The sequence below is a fragment of the Nitrospirota bacterium genome (assembly GCA_040757595.1).
Lineage (GTDB): Bacteria > Nitrospirota > Nitrospiria > Nitrospirales > Nitrospiraceae > JBFLWP01.
In genome coordinates, this window is sequence record JBFLWP010000009.1 from 95,808 (window position 1) to 111,872 (window position 16,065).

Here is a 16,065-nt window from a genome sequence, read left to right on the forward strand (position 1 = left end):
GCCTGGTCAGCCCTTGGTGATCTGCTCCTTCAGACTGTCGAGCGTCGCCTGGAGCGTGGCGTCCGCCTCCTTGGCTTTCCCGATCTGCTTGCACGCGTGGATGATGGTCGTGTGGTCCTTCCCGCCGAAATGCCGGCCGATCTCGGGGAACGAGGCGTTCGTGAGCTCCCGGCAGAGGAACATGGCGATCTGCCGGGGATGGACCAGGGTCTTGCTCCGGCGCCGGCTCTTCAGCTCCGAGATCTTCACGTGGAACCGCGCCGCCACGGCCTCCTCGATGTCGTCCATCGTGACGATTTTCTTCTTCTCGCCGATGATGTCCCGCAGGACGCTCTTGGCCATGTCCATCGTGATCGGCTGGCCCGTGAGGGAGGAGTAGGCGCCGAGCCGCACCAGCGAACCCTCCAGCTCCCGGATGTTGCTCTTCATGTTGGCCGCGAGGAACTGGATGACCTCTTCGGGGAGCCCGACCCCCTCGTCCTCCGATTTCTTGCGGAGAATGGCGATGCGGGTCTCCACGTCGGGCGGCTGGAGGTCCGCGATCAGCCCCCACTCGAACCGGGAACGGAGGCGCTCCTCCATGTCGGGCATTTCCTTCGGGAACCGGTCGCTCGAGAGCACGATCTGCTTGTGGGCCTCGTAGAGGGTGTTGAACGTGTGGAAGAACTCCTCCTGGGTCCGCTCCTTCCCGGCCAAGAACTGCACGTCGTCCACCAGCAGCATGTCGATGTTCCGATAGCGCTTCCGTAGGTCCACCATTTTGTCGTACCGGATCGAGTTGATGACCTCGTTCGTGAACTGCTCGGTCGTGACGTAGGCGATCCGCAGGTCGGTGTGCTGCGCGACCTGGTTTCCGATCGCGTTGAGCAGGTGCGTCTTGCCGAGCCCTACCCCCCCGTAGATGAACAGCGGGTTGTAGGCCTCGGCCGGTCGCTCCGCCACGGCCATGCTGGCCGCATGGGCGAACTGGTTGCTGGCCCCCACGACGAAGCTCTTGAACGTATATTTGGGGTTCAGGGGGTTGCTTCGCCGCGGGCGAGGCGATTGGCCGCCCCGGGCCGTATGAGCCGCCCTGCCGTCCCCTTTCTCGGTCGGCACGTAGGCCACGTCGACGCCCCCGCCCCCGCGGATGGAGGCAAGGGCTTCCGAGAGGAGGCCTGGGTGGTGCTTGTCCAGCCACTCACCGAAGAACCGGTTGGGAACTTCGACCTGGGCCGACGAATCGCTCAGCCCTTGCAAGCGTAGGGGGAGGAACCAGGTATCAAACACCTGCTTGGGAACCTTCGCCTCGATGTAGGAGAGGGCGCCTTCCCATACCGCGTCGGTATCCATCTTCAGAAACCCCCGATTAATCAGGCTATTCACAGCCTTATAAACACCTGTGGATAACAGCCCGGTGATCCTCTGGCTTGCTGGCCCCGCTTCGGGTCAGTGCAGGGACTCAGTCACCTTAATAAAGGAATTCCGCTCTTTGACGCTCCCAATACCCACACCCCACACCCGACCATTCCAACCGTTACCAGACGACAGCCCACAGGCCATCACCAGAGGAACACCGGGAGAAGCCTGTGGCCTTTCGCCGACTTCTGCTCCCTCCAGTGATTTCACAGGCCCTACTCCGAGTCCTACGTCTGCTCCGACAGATTTCTTTCCGGTGCAATCAAGGGGAGTCGGAGGGCATCTCTTCTCACAGAGCCACGACCGTGTCGGCATCGAAGATCATCTCGACCAAGTCGGAATAGGAGATGCTCGGAAAAGGAGAAGCCACCTTGCGTGAGGCCACGTCTTCGGACAGGGCAAAAACCCGCGAAGCCGGTACATGGGAGAGCCTGACGGCATCTTGCAGGAGAACCACGGAAACCGTGCAGTCGGGTCTCTCCTTGGCCAGCAACTCCGCCGAGAATCGCTCGGTCTCTCTGTTCAGCAGGTACAACACCTTCCTCACCGGAGGTTCCTCAGAAGGCCAAAGTCCGGTCGGATAAGGCTATTAACTCGGCGATTTCTACGGAAGAAGCCTCCCTGACTTCGAAAGCAGGGTCGATCTCAAACTTTCTTCGTCCCCCCTCGGGAATCAGAAACGGGATCTTCAACTGCTGGAAGGACGGGAGGTACTTCTCGAGAATGTCCTGATCGACGATGTCGTCCGGATCGTCGGTTAAGAGCAGGGGAGCCTGCCCGACCAGCACGACCGTCAGGGGATTCTCGCCCGCGCCCAGGCCGAGGGCGATACGGAGAGCCTCAACCGCACGGTGCGTCTTCAGAGGGTTCTCACGGATGACCACGACGACGCTGGGCGGCATGAAGCTCCCGCGAGCGGGCACCTAGTTGAACGCGACGAAGCGATCGCACCCGTTGATCATGTTCGACAAGACGACAAGCCCGCAGAGCGTGACTTCCTTCGGGAGTCCGTCCGTCGGAACACCGTGCTGCTGGCAGCCGTACGCACAGACGAAAAACTTGGCCCCGGACGTCGAGAGGTGCAGCAGCCGCCGATCCTTCAGGTTCAGCACGCCTTCGTCAATCAGGTACAGATAAACGTCATACCCGGCCGTGAGGGCCGCCTCACAGAGCCCGGAAACAGTCTCGACGTTCGGATGGGACGGAGGAGTTGAGAGCAGGACTCCAAGCTTCTTCTTCTCCATGGAAATCCACAGGCTCTCAAGGAGAGAAAACCTATAACAATCAAAAAGTTACGAGATCGAGTGAACTGTGAATGACTCTACTGTGACTGGAGGAAAAAGTCAATAGCAAAAATCAGGTGGAAGGGGCCGGAGACAGACGCGCCGCCAGCGCCGAAGCCGCGCCTTCGAGAGGCAGTTCCTCCTGCTCCTTGGAGGCCATGTTTCTGACGATGACCCGCCCGTGTTTGACCTCGTCGTCGCCGACGATGACGGCGAATGAGGCATTGAGACGGTCCGCCTGGCGGAGCAGCGCTTTGAGGGACGAGGCGCGGTAGTCCGTGTCCGCGGGAATACCTCGGGCCCGCAACCCGTCGAGGATCTTCAGCCCGGCCGGCTGACCGTGGGCGCCGAAGGCGGCCACGAAGACCGGCCTCGCGGGCGCGGGGACGGCTGAGTCGGGCAGCATCAGCGAGACCCGCTCCAAGCCCACGGCGAATCCGATGGCGGGAGTCTTGGGCCCTCCGAGAGCCTCTACCAGACCATCGTACCGCCCGCCGGCACCCACGGCGTTCTGTGCGCCCAGGTGCGCGGAAGTCACCTCGAAGGTCGTCAGCGTATAGTAATCGAGCCCGCGGACGAGCCGGGAGTTCACCGTGTAGGGAATCCCGAGTCCGTCCAGTCCGGACAGCACGGCCTGGAAATGCTGGCGGGAGGCGGTCGAAAGGTGATCGGTCAGCTTCGGCGCCCCCGCCGTCACCTCCCGGCAGGAGGGAACCTTGCAGTCGAGCACGCGGAGCGGGTTGGTGCCCATCCGGCGGCGGCAATTCTGGCACAGTTGCGCCTCGCGCGGCTTCAGGAACTCCAGGAGGGCCGTCTTGTAGGCCGCCCGATCCGCCTGATCCCCCAGGCTGTTGATCTCCAGCGTGAGGTCGGGGAGCTCCAGCCCGGAGAGAAAGTGCCACAGGAGCGAGATCACCTCGACATCGGCCAGCGGGCTGGCGCTCCCGAACGACTCCACTCCGTACTGGTGAAACTGGCGAAGGCGACCGGCCTGGGGGCGCTCGTGACGAAACATCGGGCCCACGTAATAGAACTTCTGGGGGGCTCCGGAGGCCGCGAGGTTGTGCTCGATGTAGGCGCGCACGACGCCGGCCGTCGCTTCCGGCCTGAGCGTCAAGGAGGAGCCGTCCCGGTCCTCGAACGTGTACATCTCCTTCTCGACGATGTCGGTCGTCGCCCCGATGCTGCGTGCGAACAGCTCCGTCACCTCGAAGATCGGAACGCGGATTTCCCGGTAGCCGAAGAGGTGCGAGAGCCGCCGCGCCCGCTGCTCGATCAGATGCCACCGGTCCATGTCGGCCGGAAGCAGGTCCTTGACGCCTTTGATGCCGCGAATCATATCTATTAAGCCCCGTGACGAGTGACAGGTGACGAGCGGCCACACAAGAAATGTCTATGCATCCGCGCGTCACGCGCATTGAAGCGCACTATAGCCCTGGGGTAGGGGCAAGTCAACGCGCCTGAGGAGGTCATTGGTCAGCCGTCACGGGTCAATAACAAAGGGTTGTCGGATCGGGTCTCACCCGAAACCATTGACGAGTGACCATTGACCAATGATACCCAACTAAGCTGCTTGCGAAGCCTCGCCCGCGGCGCTATAGTGCGGCGCACTACCCGCAACGCAGAACGCAAAGTGCTGAACGATGATTGGAAGGGCCGACGTTCGTTCATCGTTCTGCGTTCATCATTCATCGTGGTTATGAACGAAGACTGGCTGGCAGTCGTCGTAGGGCTGAGCCTGGTGGGCTCCGTCGCGGCGGGGTTCCTCGGATTGGTGCCGTGGTGAGCGACGCAGGCGCGCGTGATGCCGAGGAGGCGACCGGCCGGCTCATGGCCGCCCTCTCGTTCCTGCTCGTCGTCCTCCTGGCCGTGGCGGCCAACCGGTTGACGCAGGCCGGGAAGGCCTGGCTCGGCCGGGACCTCCTGGAGTATCCGCTCTGGGCGGTGGGGGTGGGCCTGGCGGCGAATCTGGCGATCAGCTTGGCCGGCCTGCGCGAGCGGCTGAGCGCCGCGTTCCGCACCGAGTTTTTCCTGAAGACCGGCTTGGTCCTCATGGGCGCCACGATCAACTTCGCGGACGTCCTCCGGATTGGGGCCAAGGGCATGGTGCAGGCCGTGCTCGTCGTCACCGCGGTTTTCTTCTTCACCTGGTATCTGGCCGGCTGGTTCGGCCTGGAGGCCAAGCTGCGGGCGCTCATGGCCGCCTCCGTGTCCATCTGCGGCGTGTCGGCCGCGATCGCGGCGGCCGGCGCGGTCCTGGCCAAGAAGGAGCACCTGACCTACGTCGCGACGCTCGTCATCGTCTTCGCGCTCCCCCTGATGCTGCTCCAGCCCTATGCGGCCAAGGCCCTGGGCCTCTCGTCCGACGTGGCCGGGGCCTGGATCGGCGGGAACATCGACACGACGTCCGCCGTGGTGGGCGCCGGCGCGATCCACAGCGAGGCGGCCATGCGGGTCGCCTCCGTCGTCAAAATGTCCCAGAACGCGCTGATCGGTTTCGCCGCCTTTTTGCTCGCCTTCTACTGGGTGGTCGTGATTGAACGGCGGCCGGACCGGAAGCCGGATCCCAAGGACATCTGGACGCGGTTCCCCAAGTTCGTGCTGGGCTTCCTGGTCGCCTCCCTCGTCACGACCCTGGGGTTCCTGACTCCGGACCAGGTCAAGGGCGCGATCGTCCCGCTCCGCAACTGGTTCCTGACCGTCGCGTTCGTCTGCATCGGGCTCGAGCTGGCCTTCGGGGAATTCACCAGGGTCGGGTGGAAGCCGGTGTTCGTCTACTTTCTGGCGACGGTCGCCAACACGGTGCTCGCGCTCGGCGCCGCCTATCTCCTCTTTGCGTGACGCGTGACAGGGGACACGTGACAAGGAATAGGCGAATATCCACAGGCTTCAGTTCTCGTCACGCATCACGCGTCACCCGTCACGAGGATGTTCATGACTGACGGCCCAGCCCGCCGCGTGCTCGCGGTCGCCCCGATGCCGCCGGAGAAGTCGGCCTACGCGCTGGCCCGCTACAGCCGCTCGCCGGACTCGATCGAGGACAGCCTCCGCTGGGTCCACGCCCATTCGTCCGAGAAATTCTGGGAGCAGTTCTACTTCGCCTACGGCCACGCCTCGATCGCGGACCTGGGCCACGTCATCGTCTGCTTCGAGCACATCTCCGAGCTGGCCGCGATCCGTCTGGAGGATGAGCCGCTCTGGGACGGGCAGGCCAAGTCAAGCCGGTACCAGAACTTCGGGCCGAGCGGCTGCTACGTGCCCGATGCGATCCGCGACACGGAGACGGAGGGCGTCTACCGCGGCATCCTGCGAAGCCTCTTCAACTGCTACCGGCTCCTCCACGACCCGTTGAAGCGCTTCCTGTCCGAACGCTCGCCCCGCCCGGAGAGCATGAAGCCGGCCGACTACGACCGGACCATCGCGGCCCGCGCCTTCGACGTCACCCGCTACCTGCTCCCGCTCGCGGCCAAGACGAACGTCGGGCAGGTGGTCAGCATCCGGACGTTGGAGAAGCAGATCACGCGGCTGCTGTCCTCGCAGTTGCCGGAGCTGCGGGCGATCGGAGAGGAGTTGAAGGAGGCCTGTCTTCGGCCGCCGGTGAACGTCTGGGGCGAGCTCTCCGGCCAGACGGCGGGCATGGCCGAGCCTCTGGCCCCCACGCTGGCCCGGCACGCCCGGCCCAGCGCCTATCAGGCCGAGGTCTATACGGACCTGGCCCGGCATGCGAAGGAGACGCTCAAGGCCGCAGGCCTGGACCAGCCCGCTGCCTGGGGCTCCGTCCCGGCCGTGGACCTGATCGAGCCGCACCATCCGCTGGACGAGATCGCGGCGACGCTGCTCTACCGGGTCAGCCAGGCGCCCTACCGGCGGATTCTGTCGGCGGTGAAGGACTGGACCGAGAAGCAAAAGCAGGAAACCGTCGAGGTCGCCCTGCGGAAGCGGGGGCCGAACGACGAGCTGATCAAGGAGTTCCGCAGCGGCTACGCCTTCCTGTTCGACGTGCTGATGGACATCGGCGGCTGGCGCGACCTGCACCGGCACCGCCGCTGCCAGCAGGTCCAGCAGCCCTTCACCACCGCCCACGGCTACGACGTCCCGCAGGCCCTGACCGACGCGGGGCTGGAAGCCGACTACCGGGCGGCGATGGAGGCGGTGAAGCAGGACGTCGAGGGACTGCGCAAGACCCACCAGGAGGCGGCTCTCTACGCCACTCCCTTCGGCTTCAAGGTCCGATGTCTGTTCAAAATGGATTTTGCCGAGGCGGAATACGTCTCCCGGCTCCGGTCCGGCGTGAAGGGCCACTGGTCCTACCGGACCGTGGCCTGGCTGATGAAGCAGAAGATCGCCGAACGCTATCCCTACCTGGGCGAGCAGATCAAGGCCACGCCGCCGGACGTCGAAGATAGTCTCACGAGATAGCTTTCAGCCATCGGCGCTCAGCCCTCGGCACCAGCGGGAATCCTTTGGCGACCTACATCCGCGGCTTCTGGTCCGTCTGGAGCCGTTCCCGGTCGAACTCTTCCAGCGGCAGGTAGTTCATCGGCAGTTCGAACAGGTAGTTCGGCAGCGTGTGCAGCTTCACGCGCCGGTACTCGACCTGCCACCGGCCGTCCTTGCGGGCCAGCTTCAACGGGAATCCGATGTCGGTGGCGAGCCACTGGTAGTAGCCCACCTCGCGCGAGCCTTGCTGGACGGTGACTTCGTAGAGCGTGACCGGGTGGCCGTCCAGGATTTCCGTGCCGATTTCCTCACGGGCGACCTCTCCTTCAAGCTGGGCGGAGACTTTGGGCGTCTGTTCCGGATCGAAGGGGACACTCTTGAAGTGTTTCAGGCGGGACAGGAGCAACCACATGACGTCTTTGTCCTTGCGGACGATCGTCACGCTGACCGGTCCCGGGTCGTTCAGCTCGAGACGCCACATGTCGTCACGGTAGTAGATGTTCGCGTGGCGACTGTGCCCGTTGATCCGGGTGATCTGGTCGGCGACGAACTCCAGGGCATGAGAGACGGGGATGGATGAGAACCACACCGCGCATGCGAGCGCGACCGTCGGGAATGGACGCATGGCCGTACCCTCCTCTCTCGGAGCGGCGAGGCCGAAGACTGTAGGCTCATCAAGAGGGAGAGCAAGTCTCGTACCCTGTGAATGCCAGCTCAACAGGGCCGCCTGGCACAGGCTGGGTCGGCTGGATTCAGGGCCGAGCCGGGCAATTCTTGCCGGACGCCGGGCCTTTTCCTGCCGTGAAGCGCGCCTCTCCCTCTTTCTTGAATTTCTCTGCCAGGGGGACTAGCATTTCATAGCGCAGGTACCCTTTGGCTCTGTTGGCTTCCGCTGCGCGATGGACGCGCCGAAGTAGTCAGAAGGCGATGAGACACTCGTGACGTTTCGGTACTCCACGCACCTCCGCCAGCGGATGGGGCTGCGACAGATTGCTCCTGAACTTATGGTGTCGGCGTTCCGGGAAGCAGAGGAGCGGTAGGTGCCGCTATGAGCTTGCAGGTCTCCTATGACGAGAAGGCCGATGTCCTGTATCTCGCTCGACCGGGCGAGGAAGCCGAGGCCGTTGAAGCCGCGCCGGGCGTCACGCTGGAATATGACGCATCAGGCGGGCTCCTGGGAGTGGAGATTCTGCATGCATCCCGTGTGCTTCGGGATGTGCTTCGGCCCCTCTTGGCGCAGGCAGAACCTCACTCCTGAGACGGAGTGGAGAAACCGCCTTGACACGCTCGTCACCACCACAAAAGGTGCTCCGATGAAGAGTCGCCTCCAGTTCGCCGGGCATCCGATCCACACGATGGTCGTGGGGTTCCCGATCGGGCTCTACTCGACCGCGCTCCTGTGCGATATCCTGTACCTGCTGCTGGCCGACGCCTTCTGGTTCCGCATGGCCTTCTGGGCGATCCTGTTCGGGCTCGTGACGCACCTGGGCGCGGCCGCGACCGGCCTCCCGGATTTCCTGGCGGTGATGAAGGAACGGCAGGAAGGGCAAGATCTCCAGGATCTCAAGGGGGCGCAGCGGGCGGCCACGTCCCACCTGGTCTTCGGGATCGGGCTGTTGGTGGTGCAGGGGCTGAACCTGGCGGTGCGGCACGGGGGCGAGGTCCCGCCCGGCGGGTCCATCGCCATGCCCCTGATCGTGAACGTGATCGGCGCGGCGCTGACCGGGCTGCAGGGCTGGTACGGAGGGGAGTTGGTCTTCCGGCACCATGTCGGGGTCGAGCTGCCGGAGGCGCCCCTTCCCGGTCACCAGGGGAAGCCCAAGGAGAGGGAGAAGGGGCCGAAGTTTCATTATTGACCGGATGCCCGCGACTCGCCGTCCGGAGGAGTCGAGGGCCGGGGAGTTGATCTCGAACGATGCCAGACCACGCGGCACGCACCCGCGACGCCATTATTGGAGGGGACTGGAACGCGGTTCAGGCCGAGGCCGAGGCCTGGGTCTCAGGCCTGTCGGCAGCCGGCCGGCAAGACCCTCGGCCGCACTTTGCCCTGAACGTGACCCATCTTCTAAAGGGGGCATTCAAGGAAGCCTGGCGGCTCCACTCGGTCTGCTTGCAGGAAGCGGCCGACATCGAAACGGTCCGGGGCTGGGTGGAGGCCCTGCTCAAAGAGCAGCCGGAGCAGGCCAACCTGCAGCTCGTGGCCGGGCTGTTCCTGTCCCAGTCGGGCCAGTCCGAACAGTCCGTTGACCGCTACAAGGAAGCCATCCGGCTGGATCCCCGCTCGGCCTACCCCCACTATTTTCTCGGCCAGATCCACGAGCGGGCCGGCCGGCCCGAGCAGGCGATCAAAGAGTATCGGGAAGCGGTGAAGCTGGCGCCCGCCTTCGCCCCGGCCCGGATGAACCTCGGCGTGGTCTACCAGCATCAGGGGCAGTTGGAGATGGCCATTCCCCAGTATCGGGAGGTCATCAAGCTGCACCCCGACGACGCGATGGCGCATGCGAACCTGGCCTGCGCACTGGCGGAGCAGGGGAAGATGGAGCCGGCGGTCCTGGAGTACAAGGAAGCCCTGCGGCTGAATCCCGGCGACGCGGAGGTGCACTTCGCGCTCGGCGGCCTCTACGAGGGCCGCGGGCGCCTGGACCTGGCGCAGAGAGAGTATGAAGCGGCCTTGAAGGCCGACCCCAGCTTCGGGGCGGCGGAGACCGCGATCGGATGGATCCGCTTGGGCAAGGGCTGGCGGGAAGAGGCCTTCGAGTCCTTCAACCGCGCGCTCCGGGCGAATCCGGAGGACGCGCGGGCCTACCTCGGCATCGCCAAGGTGTACCTCCTCCGGGGCAAGCAGCAGTCGGCGATGGAGAACTACGCCCAGGCGCTGCGGCTGGAGAAGGACCCGGAGAAGAAGAACCAGATCATGAACGACCTGTTCCGCGAGGGAAACACCTGGGACGTGTGAACGGGGAGGGCCGGGTGACGAGCGGCACGGAGCAGGAAGGGTGACGAACGGTGGCCGGATTCAGGCTGCTCGACGATGCAATGGAGTCCGGGTGGCTGCTGCGAGTCTCACCGTTGGCCAGCCGCCTCATCGGACTAGGCGGAACGGCGGCCGGCACCCAATCTGGCCATTGAAGCTACGCTCCCGCCGTCAGCAGCCTTCACCGGCCATCCGTTCCACCCTGACAACGGAGAGGGAGCGACGGGAATAGGTCGTGACGGACCTATCCCCGTTTCTGCTAGTGCTGTGGGAAGAACTATGAAACCGGAAAGCCGATTCGTGGCGGGGCTGCTGGTGCTCGGCGCGGCGCTGGTCGCAAGCGCCTGCGCGAGTCCTTTGCATACCGCTGCTGAGCGCGGCGATGTCCAGGCCGTACGCACGCTGCTTGACCAGGGAGCCCAGGTGAACGAAGAAGGGGATCCTGGCGACAAATGGCTTCATGCGACGGCCCTGCACTGGGCCGCGGCGAGGGGGCACCTGCAGGTCATGGAGCTGCTACTCGATCGCGGGGCCGATGTCAACTTCAGGATAGCCCATGACCAGACTCCTCTCCACTGGGCGAGTGGAGCCGGCCAGCTCAAGGCTGTACAGCTCCTGCTCGATCGCGGCGCGGACGTAAACGCGAAGAATGCGTATGGTGATACCGCGCTGCACGATGCGGCCAAGCACGGGCACGCGCAGGTTGTCCGGCTCTTGCTGGAACGAGGCGCCATGGCCGGCGACACGAACAGGTATGGGGAGACACCCGCCGCTGTCGCGAAAGGAGAGGGCCACCCGGCCGTGGCCCAGATGCTGGAGCAAGCAGAGGCGCGTCAGCTTGGAACCGCACCGTTTGTGGCGTCCTCTCCCGAATCGGCCTCGTCCGTCCCTCCAGTTTCAGCCAGGGTTCAGGACAGCGATGTGGACCAGCCGCCGGTTGCGGGACGAACCAAGCAGAATCGTTATGCGGTCGTGGTCGGGATCGAGCAGTACCGCACCAAGCTGCCGAAGGCCGACTTCGCCGCTCAGGACGCCAGGGTCATGGGGGCCTATTTGACGAAGAGCATGGGCTTCTCGGAGGAGAACGTCGCGATCCTGGTGAACGAGAACGCCACGCGCACGGACATGGAAAAGTATCTGGAACACTGGCTGCCCAACCGCGTCGAGAAAGACGGCACCGTGTTCGTCTACTATTCCGGGCATGGGGCGCCGAATCCCAAGACCGGCGACGCCTATCTCGTACCCTATGACGGGGACCCAAGCTTCGTGGAGGCAACCGGCTATCCCTTGAAGCGGCTCTATGAGCAGCTTGGCAAACTGCCGGCCAAGGAGGTCGTCGTCCTGCTCGATTCCTGCTTTTCCGGCGCCGGCGGCCGGTCCGTGATCGCCAAGGGCATGAGGCCGATGGTGCTTTCGGTCGAGAACCCGGTGCTGGCCGGCGGGAAAACCGTGGTCCTCGCAGCCAGCAAGGGCGATCAAGTCTCCAGCACCTATGATCAGAAGGGCCACGGGCTGCTCACCTATTTCTTCCTCAAGGGACTGCGGGGCGAGGCGGACGCGAACAAGGACGGATCGGTGGACCTGGCCGAGGTCTACGAATATCTGAAGCCGCAGGTGGAGCGCACCGCCAGGCGGGAGTTCAACAACGATCAGACGCCGCAATTGCTCGGCAGCCCCGGCCTGCTGTCCAAGGGCGTCCGCCTAGTCGAGCGCGCCGGTACATCGAAACCGTAAGGCAAGGGGTCAGTGGTCCGTGGTCAGTGAAGGAAGAAGGACAGTAGGTCCACTGACCACTGCCCCCTGACCACCGCTCAGAGGTCGCGGATGGCGCCTTGCAGGACGGTGATCTGGGTGAGGGGATCACCGGCGCTTTTCAATTCGGCCCGGATCTGATCCTTCAGGTAGGACGAATAGCCGACCCGGTCCAGCAGGATTTCGAGAAATCGCTCGGCCGGCAGCAGGCTGTGGCTCTTCAGCTCCACGAGGGTCTCGTCGCTCACGGGCACGTAGATGCTGCCGATATGCAGCACGACCTTGTAGTAATGGCCGTTGCCCAGCCGTTCGAACCGCAAGCCTTTCACGGTCGGTCTCCCTCCCGGAGCGTTGACGGGCGTCATTGTAGTCAAACGGGTACGGGAAGACAAGAGCGGGCGGACCGGCCCCGCGCCACATTTTTTACTTCCCAAATGGCCGGGGGATGGGGTATAGTGCAGGACTTCGTGCATAACCTCTCGTTCCTGCTTGAGAATTCGAGAAGGAGGCGATAGACGATGAAGACCCTGCTCCTGAACCCGCCCTCGTTCGAGCAATTCGACGGGGGGGCCAGCGCACGCTACCAGGCGACGCGGGAAGTGCGTTCCTTCTGGTATCCCGTCTGGCTCGCGTACCCGGCCGGCTTGATCAAGGACAGCCGCCTCGTGGACGGGCCGGCACAGGGGATCACACCCGAGGACACCGTCGCCATCGCGCGCGACTACGAGTTCGTCGTGATCTTCACCAGCACGGCGGGGTTCCGGAGCGACACCCGCTTGGCCGAAGCGATGAAGGCGGCCAAACCGGACCTGAAAATTGCGTTTGTGGGCCCGCACGTCACGGTCAAGCCGGAGGAGAGCCTAACGGCCTGCCCTGCGGTGGATTTCGTGGCCCGGCGGGAGTTCGACTATTCGGTCGCCGAGTTCGCCTGGGGCCAGCCGCTGGAGACAATCGCCGGCATCAGCTACCGGAAGGACGGGAAGATCGTGCACAACCCGGACCGGCCCGCGATCGAGGATCTGGACGCGCTGCCCTTCGCCGTGGACATCTACAAACGCGACCTGGACCACCGAAAGTACAACATCCCGTACCTGCTCCACCCCTACGTGTCCTTCTATTCCTCGCGCGGCTGTCCTGCCCTCTGCACCTTCTGCCTGTGGCCGCAGACCATCAGCGGGCACCCCTGGCGGACCCGCAGCGTGGACAACGTCGTGGCCGAGGTAAAGAAGGCCCTGGCATACTTCCCGGACATCAAGGAGATCTTCTTCGACGACGACACGTTCCCCTGGGCCAAGTCCCGGGCGCTGGAGGTCTGCGAGGCCTTCAAGCCGCTGAAGTTCACCTGGTCGTGCAATTCGCGCGTGCACACCGACTACGAGACCCTCAAGGCGATGAAGGACGCCGGCTGCCGGCTGCTGGTCGTGGGCTTCGAGTCGGGCGACGACACGATCCTGAACAACATCAAGAAGGGGGCGACGACGGCTCAGGCCATCGAGTTCATGAAGAACTGCAAGAGGGCCGGGCTCGTCGTGCACGGAGACTTCCAGATCGGGCTGCCGGGGGAAACCCCCGAGACCATCGAGAAGACGATCGAGTTCGCCAAACGGCTGGACCCGGAGACGATCCAGGTCTCGATTTCGCACCCCTACCCGGGCACCGAGTTCGACAGCTACGTGCGGAAGCACGGGTACATGACCGACGACGAGATGACCGACGAGTGCGGCCACCAGCTGCCCAACATCCACTATCCGGGCCTCGATCGCCGCTACATGGTGGAGATGGTGGAGCGGTTCTACGAGCGCTATTACTTCCGCCCGAAGGTGATTTTCCGGTTCCTGCGCCGCATGGCCGCCGATTCGTACGAGCGCCGCCGGCTGCTCTCCGAAGCGCGGGAGTATTTTTCGACGCGAGCCAAGCGGCATCGCTTCGCGCGGACCGAAGAAGTCACCGCCTAAGAACACAGGCACGAGGCACGAGCGAGAGGAATTCCTCCCCTGCAAAGTCCCTTGCCCCGTTGCCTCTCGCCCCTAGCCGGTAGGCGGCGTGCAGGATTCACCGCGACCGTCCAGGGCCGCTTCGGCCTCCTCATACAAGGTTCACCAGACCGTTCGGCCTCGTTTCTCGTTTGAGGGAGAGTCATGACGAACAGACGGTCCTTGTCCATCCGATCGAAAGGTCTTTGGGTTGCCGTGGCCGTTTCCTGGCTGGGGCTGGCTTGGCTGCTCCTGGGGCCCGCGCCGGCCTTCGCCGACGCCGGGCCGCACGAGGCGCACGACGCCCATGACGCCGCCGGCCACGGGAGCCAGGCGGACCAGGCGCCGCCAGCCGCCCACGACCACCATGCGGCCGGGGCTCACGAGGAGCCCGTGGACCCCTCCAAGATCATCGTCCGCGGGGGCATCACGCGGGAGGAGGAGCGGGCCTATTCGCTCTTCATGCACCGCTCCTGCGGCCTGGCCGTGCTCGCGCTCGGATTGCTCGTGCTCGCGGACCGGCTGACGCAGCGCCGCTATCCGTTGCTCCGCAAGGGGATGGGGGTGATCTGGTTCCTCATGGGCCTCCACATCTTGTTCAACGCGGACCCGACCGATTGGCCGCTGGACGCCACGTTCATGGAGAGCTATAACCGTCCTGGGTCGGGCGAGTGGCTGCAACACAAGCTCCTGTCGCTGGTCCCGATGGCGGTCGGTCTCTACACGATGCTGGTCGCGCCCAAGCTCAAGGCGAGCCCCTACGCGGGCTATGCCATGGGCGCCGTGCTGGCCGTCGCCGGCGTGGCGCTCCTGTTCCACGAGCATCAGCACAGCCCCGGCATGGACATGGCGTTGATCGTGAAGCAGCACAACGTCATGGCGCTGACCGCGCTCCTCATCGCCGCCGGCTGGCTGGCCGACGCCATGGAGCGGCTCGCCTGGAAGCCCAAGCTCTACGTCGTTCCCGTCGGCTTGATCCTGCTCGGCCTGGAGCTGGCCGTGTACACCGAGTGATGCGCTGCGCGTAGGAGAACCCGTGTCTTCTCTCATGGCCCTGCTGCAGTGGCTTTGCCTGGTCCCCGTGGTCGGGGGGGCCGTCTACGGGCTCCTGACCGTCCCGACGGCTCTGCGCTTCCGCCGGAAGGCCATGGCTTCCGCCGCGCCTCCTGCCCGGACTTGGCCGCCGGCGACCGTGCTCAAGCCGGTCTACGGGCTGGAAAAGAACCTCAGGACCAACCTGCGCAGCTTCTGCCTGCAGGACTACCCGGACTATCAGGTCGTCTTTTCCGCCCAGAGGGACCGCGATCCGGCCATCCCGCTCCTCTACGAGCTGCAGCGGGAGTTCGGAGCCGGCAGGGTCTCGGTCGTCGTGAAGAGCGTCCAGGCCGGCATGAACGGGAAGGTCAACAATCTGCTGGGCGGCCTGACCGAAGCCCGCCACGACGTTCTCGTCATCAGCGACAGCGACATCCGGGTCGGGCCCGACTATCTGAAGGCTGTCGTGGCGCCGCTGGCCGACCCGGCGGTCGGGTGCGTCTGCGCGCCGTTCAAGGCGGTCTGCGCGGACCGCTGGTACGAGAAGCTGGAGCTCCTCAGCATGAACGCGGACTTCCTGCCGAGCGTGGTCTTTGCGCTCGCGACCGGAGCCTCGGGCTACAGCAACGGGCAGTCCATCACGATCCGGCGCGAGACCCTCGAGGCGATCGGCGGGCTGGAAAGCCTCGGCGACTATCTGGTGGAGGACTACGAGATCGGCCGGCGGATCTGGGAGTCCGGCAAAAAAATGGCCGTGATCCCCTACCTGCTCGAAGCGACGGTGGATTTGCAGTCCGCCGGCCAGTGGTGGAGCCATCAGGTGTACTGGGATCAGAACACGCGCTTCGCGAGGCCGGGCGGGTTCTTCGCGACCGTGTTCACCCGATCCGTGCCCTTCGCCCTGCTCTATGCGCTGCTGCGCCTCCTGGACCCGGTCGGCCTCGCGGTTCTGGCCGCCGCCCTGACGGTGCGGCTCGCGACGGGGGCCCTGGCCCTGGCGGCGTTCGGCGACCGGGAGGGACTGCGCAGCCTGTGGCTGCTGCCCGTGCGCGACGTGCTGGGGCTCGCGTCCTGGGCGCTGGCGTTCACGCAGCGCACCGTGATCTGGCGCGGGGCGGAGTTCGTGCTGACCCGCAACGGGCGGCTGGTGCCCCGGGAGGCGCGGTCGTGAAGACTTTCCTGGAGCTGTTCTGCGGACCAAACGGAACGA

The 16,065-nt window shown here is 64.8% G+C and carries 16 protein-coding genes; 9 read left to right on the top strand and 7 right to left on the bottom strand.

The genetic code is table 11. The features are described from left to right. Positions 1–6 precede the first annotated feature (6 nt). The 5 genes from dnaA to hisS form a co-directional block, all read right to left on the bottom strand. Entirely contained in the window at positions 7–1,332 is a 1,326-nt protein-coding gene (dnaA, locus tag AB1411_10015; protein ID MEW6543931.1) for a chromosomal replication initiator protein DnaA, read from the bottom strand. 355 nt (positions 1,333–1,687) lie between these two features. After that, positions 1,688–1,945: a hypothetical protein gene (locus tag AB1411_10020; protein MEW6543932.1), complete on the bottom strand. Its 258-nt coding sequence runs from the start codon at positions 1,943–1,945 to the stop codon at positions 1,688–1,690. A 10-nt stretch (positions 1,946–1,955) separates the two neighbouring features. Next, complete coding sequence (locus AB1411_10025) at positions 1,956–2,300, bottom strand: hypothetical protein (GenBank protein MEW6543933.1); 345 nt, start codon at positions 2,298–2,300, stop codon at positions 1,956–1,958. Between the two features lie 21 nt (positions 2,301–2,321). Continuing rightward, the gene (locus tag AB1411_10030; GenBank protein ID MEW6543934.1) at positions 2,322–2,642 is read right to left on the bottom strand and encodes a DsrE family protein; all 321 of its coding nucleotides are present in this window, start codon (positions 2,640–2,642) and stop codon (positions 2,322–2,324) included. A gap of 112 nt (positions 2,643–2,754) precedes the next feature. After that, on the bottom strand, positions 2,755–4,020 hold the full coding sequence (gene hisS / locus AB1411_10035; protein MEW6543935.1) for a histidine--tRNA ligase: 1,266 nt from the start codon (positions 4,018–4,020) through the stop codon (positions 2,755–2,757). Between the two features lie 443 nt (positions 4,021–4,463). Here hisS and AB1411_10040 point away from each other — a divergent pair, with 443 nt between their 5' ends. Both AB1411_10040 and AB1411_10045 read left to right on the top strand, forming a co-directional pair. Next, a complete protein-coding gene (locus AB1411_10040; protein MEW6543936.1) occupies positions 4,464–5,522 on the top strand; it encodes a putative sulfate exporter family transporter in 1,059 nt (352 codons plus the stop codon). 93 nt (positions 5,523–5,615) lie between these two features. Beyond that, the gene (locus tag AB1411_10045; protein MEW6543937.1) at positions 5,616–7,100 is read left to right on the top strand and encodes an FAD-dependent thymidylate synthase; all 1,485 of its coding nucleotides are present in this window, start codon (positions 5,616–5,618) and stop codon (positions 7,098–7,100) included. 52 nt (positions 7,101–7,152) lie between these two features. Here the strand turns inward: AB1411_10045 and AB1411_10050 are convergent, their stop codons facing one another. After that, positions 7,153–7,746, bottom strand: coding sequence for a hypothetical protein (locus AB1411_10050; GenBank protein ID MEW6543938.1), 594 nt, complete (start codon positions 7,744–7,746; stop codon positions 7,153–7,155). 423 nt (positions 7,747–8,169) lie between these two features. On the opposite strand from AB1411_10050, the gene AB1411_10055 reads away from it, so the two are divergent. From AB1411_10055 to AB1411_10070, 4 genes are all read left to right on the top strand, one after another. Then, the gene (locus tag AB1411_10055; GenBank protein ID MEW6543939.1) at positions 8,170–8,379 is read left to right on the top strand and encodes a DUF2283 domain-containing protein; all 210 of its coding nucleotides are present in this window, start codon (positions 8,170–8,172) and stop codon (positions 8,377–8,379) included. A gap of 55 nt (positions 8,380–8,434) precedes the next feature. Beyond that, entirely contained in the window at positions 8,435–8,977 is a 543-nt protein-coding gene (locus AB1411_10060; protein ID MEW6543940.1) for a DUF2231 domain-containing protein, read from the top strand. 59 nt (positions 8,978–9,036) lie between these two features. After that, complete coding sequence (locus AB1411_10065) at positions 9,037–10,077, top strand: tetratricopeptide repeat protein (protein MEW6543941.1); 1,041 nt, start codon at positions 9,037–9,039, stop codon at positions 10,075–10,077. Between the two features lie 297 nt (positions 10,078–10,374). Beyond that, positions 10,375–11,829 (top strand): ankyrin repeat domain-containing protein, encoded by a 1,455-nt coding sequence (locus tag AB1411_10070; GenBank protein MEW6543942.1) that lies wholly within the window; start codon positions 10,375–10,377, stop codon positions 11,827–11,829. Positions 11,830–11,906: 77 nt separating this feature from the next. Here the strand turns inward: AB1411_10070 and AB1411_10075 are convergent, their stop codons facing one another. Then, positions 11,907–12,176 (bottom strand): hypothetical protein, encoded by a 270-nt coding sequence (locus AB1411_10075; protein MEW6543943.1) that lies wholly within the window; start codon positions 12,174–12,176, stop codon positions 11,907–11,909. A gap of 189 nt (positions 12,177–12,365) precedes the next feature. Between AB1411_10075 and hpnJ the strand changes: the two genes are divergently transcribed. The 3 genes from hpnJ (at position 12,366) to hpnI (ending at position 16,026) form a co-directional block, all read left to right on the top strand. Next, entirely contained in the window at positions 12,366–13,802 is a 1,437-nt protein-coding gene (gene hpnJ / locus AB1411_10080; GenBank protein MEW6543944.1) for a hopanoid biosynthesis associated radical SAM protein HpnJ, read from the top strand. Between the two features lie 183 nt (positions 13,803–13,985). Continuing rightward, positions 13,986–14,834 (top strand): hypothetical protein, encoded by an 849-nt coding sequence (locus AB1411_10085; GenBank protein MEW6543945.1) that lies wholly within the window; start codon positions 13,986–13,988, stop codon positions 14,832–14,834. A 22-nt stretch (positions 14,835–14,856) separates the two neighbouring features. Further along, positions 14,857–16,026, top strand: coding sequence for a bacteriohopanetetrol glucosamine biosynthesis glycosyltransferase HpnI (gene hpnI / locus AB1411_10090; GenBank protein MEW6543946.1), 1,170 nt, complete (start codon positions 14,857–14,859; stop codon positions 16,024–16,026). The last annotated feature ends 39 nt before the right edge of the window (positions 16,027–16,065 follow it).

What these genes read in the sequence shown, in the direction of transcription:
- dnaA (MEW6543931.1), bottom strand. Translation starts at nt 1,332, where the DNA reads ATGGATACCGACGCGGTATGGGAAGGCGCCCTCTCCTACATCGAGGCG.
- AB1411_10025 (MEW6543933.1), bottom strand. Translation starts at nt 2,300, where the DNA reads ATGCCGCCCAGCGTCGTCGTGGTCATCCGTGAGAACCCTCTGAAGACG.
- AB1411_10030 (MEW6543934.1), bottom strand. Translation starts at nt 2,642, where the DNA reads ATGGAGAAGAAGAAGCTTGGAGTCCTGCTCTCAACTCCTCCGTCCCAT.
- hisS (MEW6543935.1), bottom strand. Translation starts at nt 4,020, where the DNA reads ATGATTCGCGGCATCAAAGGCGTCAAGGACCTGCTTCCGGCCGACATG.
- AB1411_10045 (MEW6543937.1), top strand. Translation starts at nt 5,616, where the DNA reads ATGACTGACGGCCCAGCCCGCCGCGTGCTCGCGGTCGCCCCGATGCCG.
- AB1411_10050 (MEW6543938.1), bottom strand. Translation starts at nt 7,746, where the DNA reads ATGCGTCCATTCCCGACGGTCGCGCTCGCATGCGCGGTGTGGTTCTCA.
- AB1411_10055 (MEW6543939.1), top strand. Translation starts at nt 8,170, where the DNA reads ATGAGCTTGCAGGTCTCCTATGACGAGAAGGCCGATGTCCTGTATCTC.
- AB1411_10060 (MEW6543940.1), top strand. Translation starts at nt 8,435, where the DNA reads ATGAAGAGTCGCCTCCAGTTCGCCGGGCATCCGATCCACACGATGGTC.
- AB1411_10065 (MEW6543941.1), top strand. Translation starts at nt 9,037, where the DNA reads ATGCCAGACCACGCGGCACGCACCCGCGACGCCATTATTGGAGGGGAC.
- AB1411_10070 (MEW6543942.1), top strand. Translation starts at nt 10,375, where the DNA reads ATGAAACCGGAAAGCCGATTCGTGGCGGGGCTGCTGGTGCTCGGCGCG.
- hpnJ (MEW6543944.1), top strand. Translation starts at nt 12,366, where the DNA reads ATGAAGACCCTGCTCCTGAACCCGCCCTCGTTCGAGCAATTCGACGGG.
- AB1411_10085 (MEW6543945.1), top strand. Translation starts at nt 13,986, where the DNA reads ATGACGAACAGACGGTCCTTGTCCATCCGATCGAAAGGTCTTTGGGTT.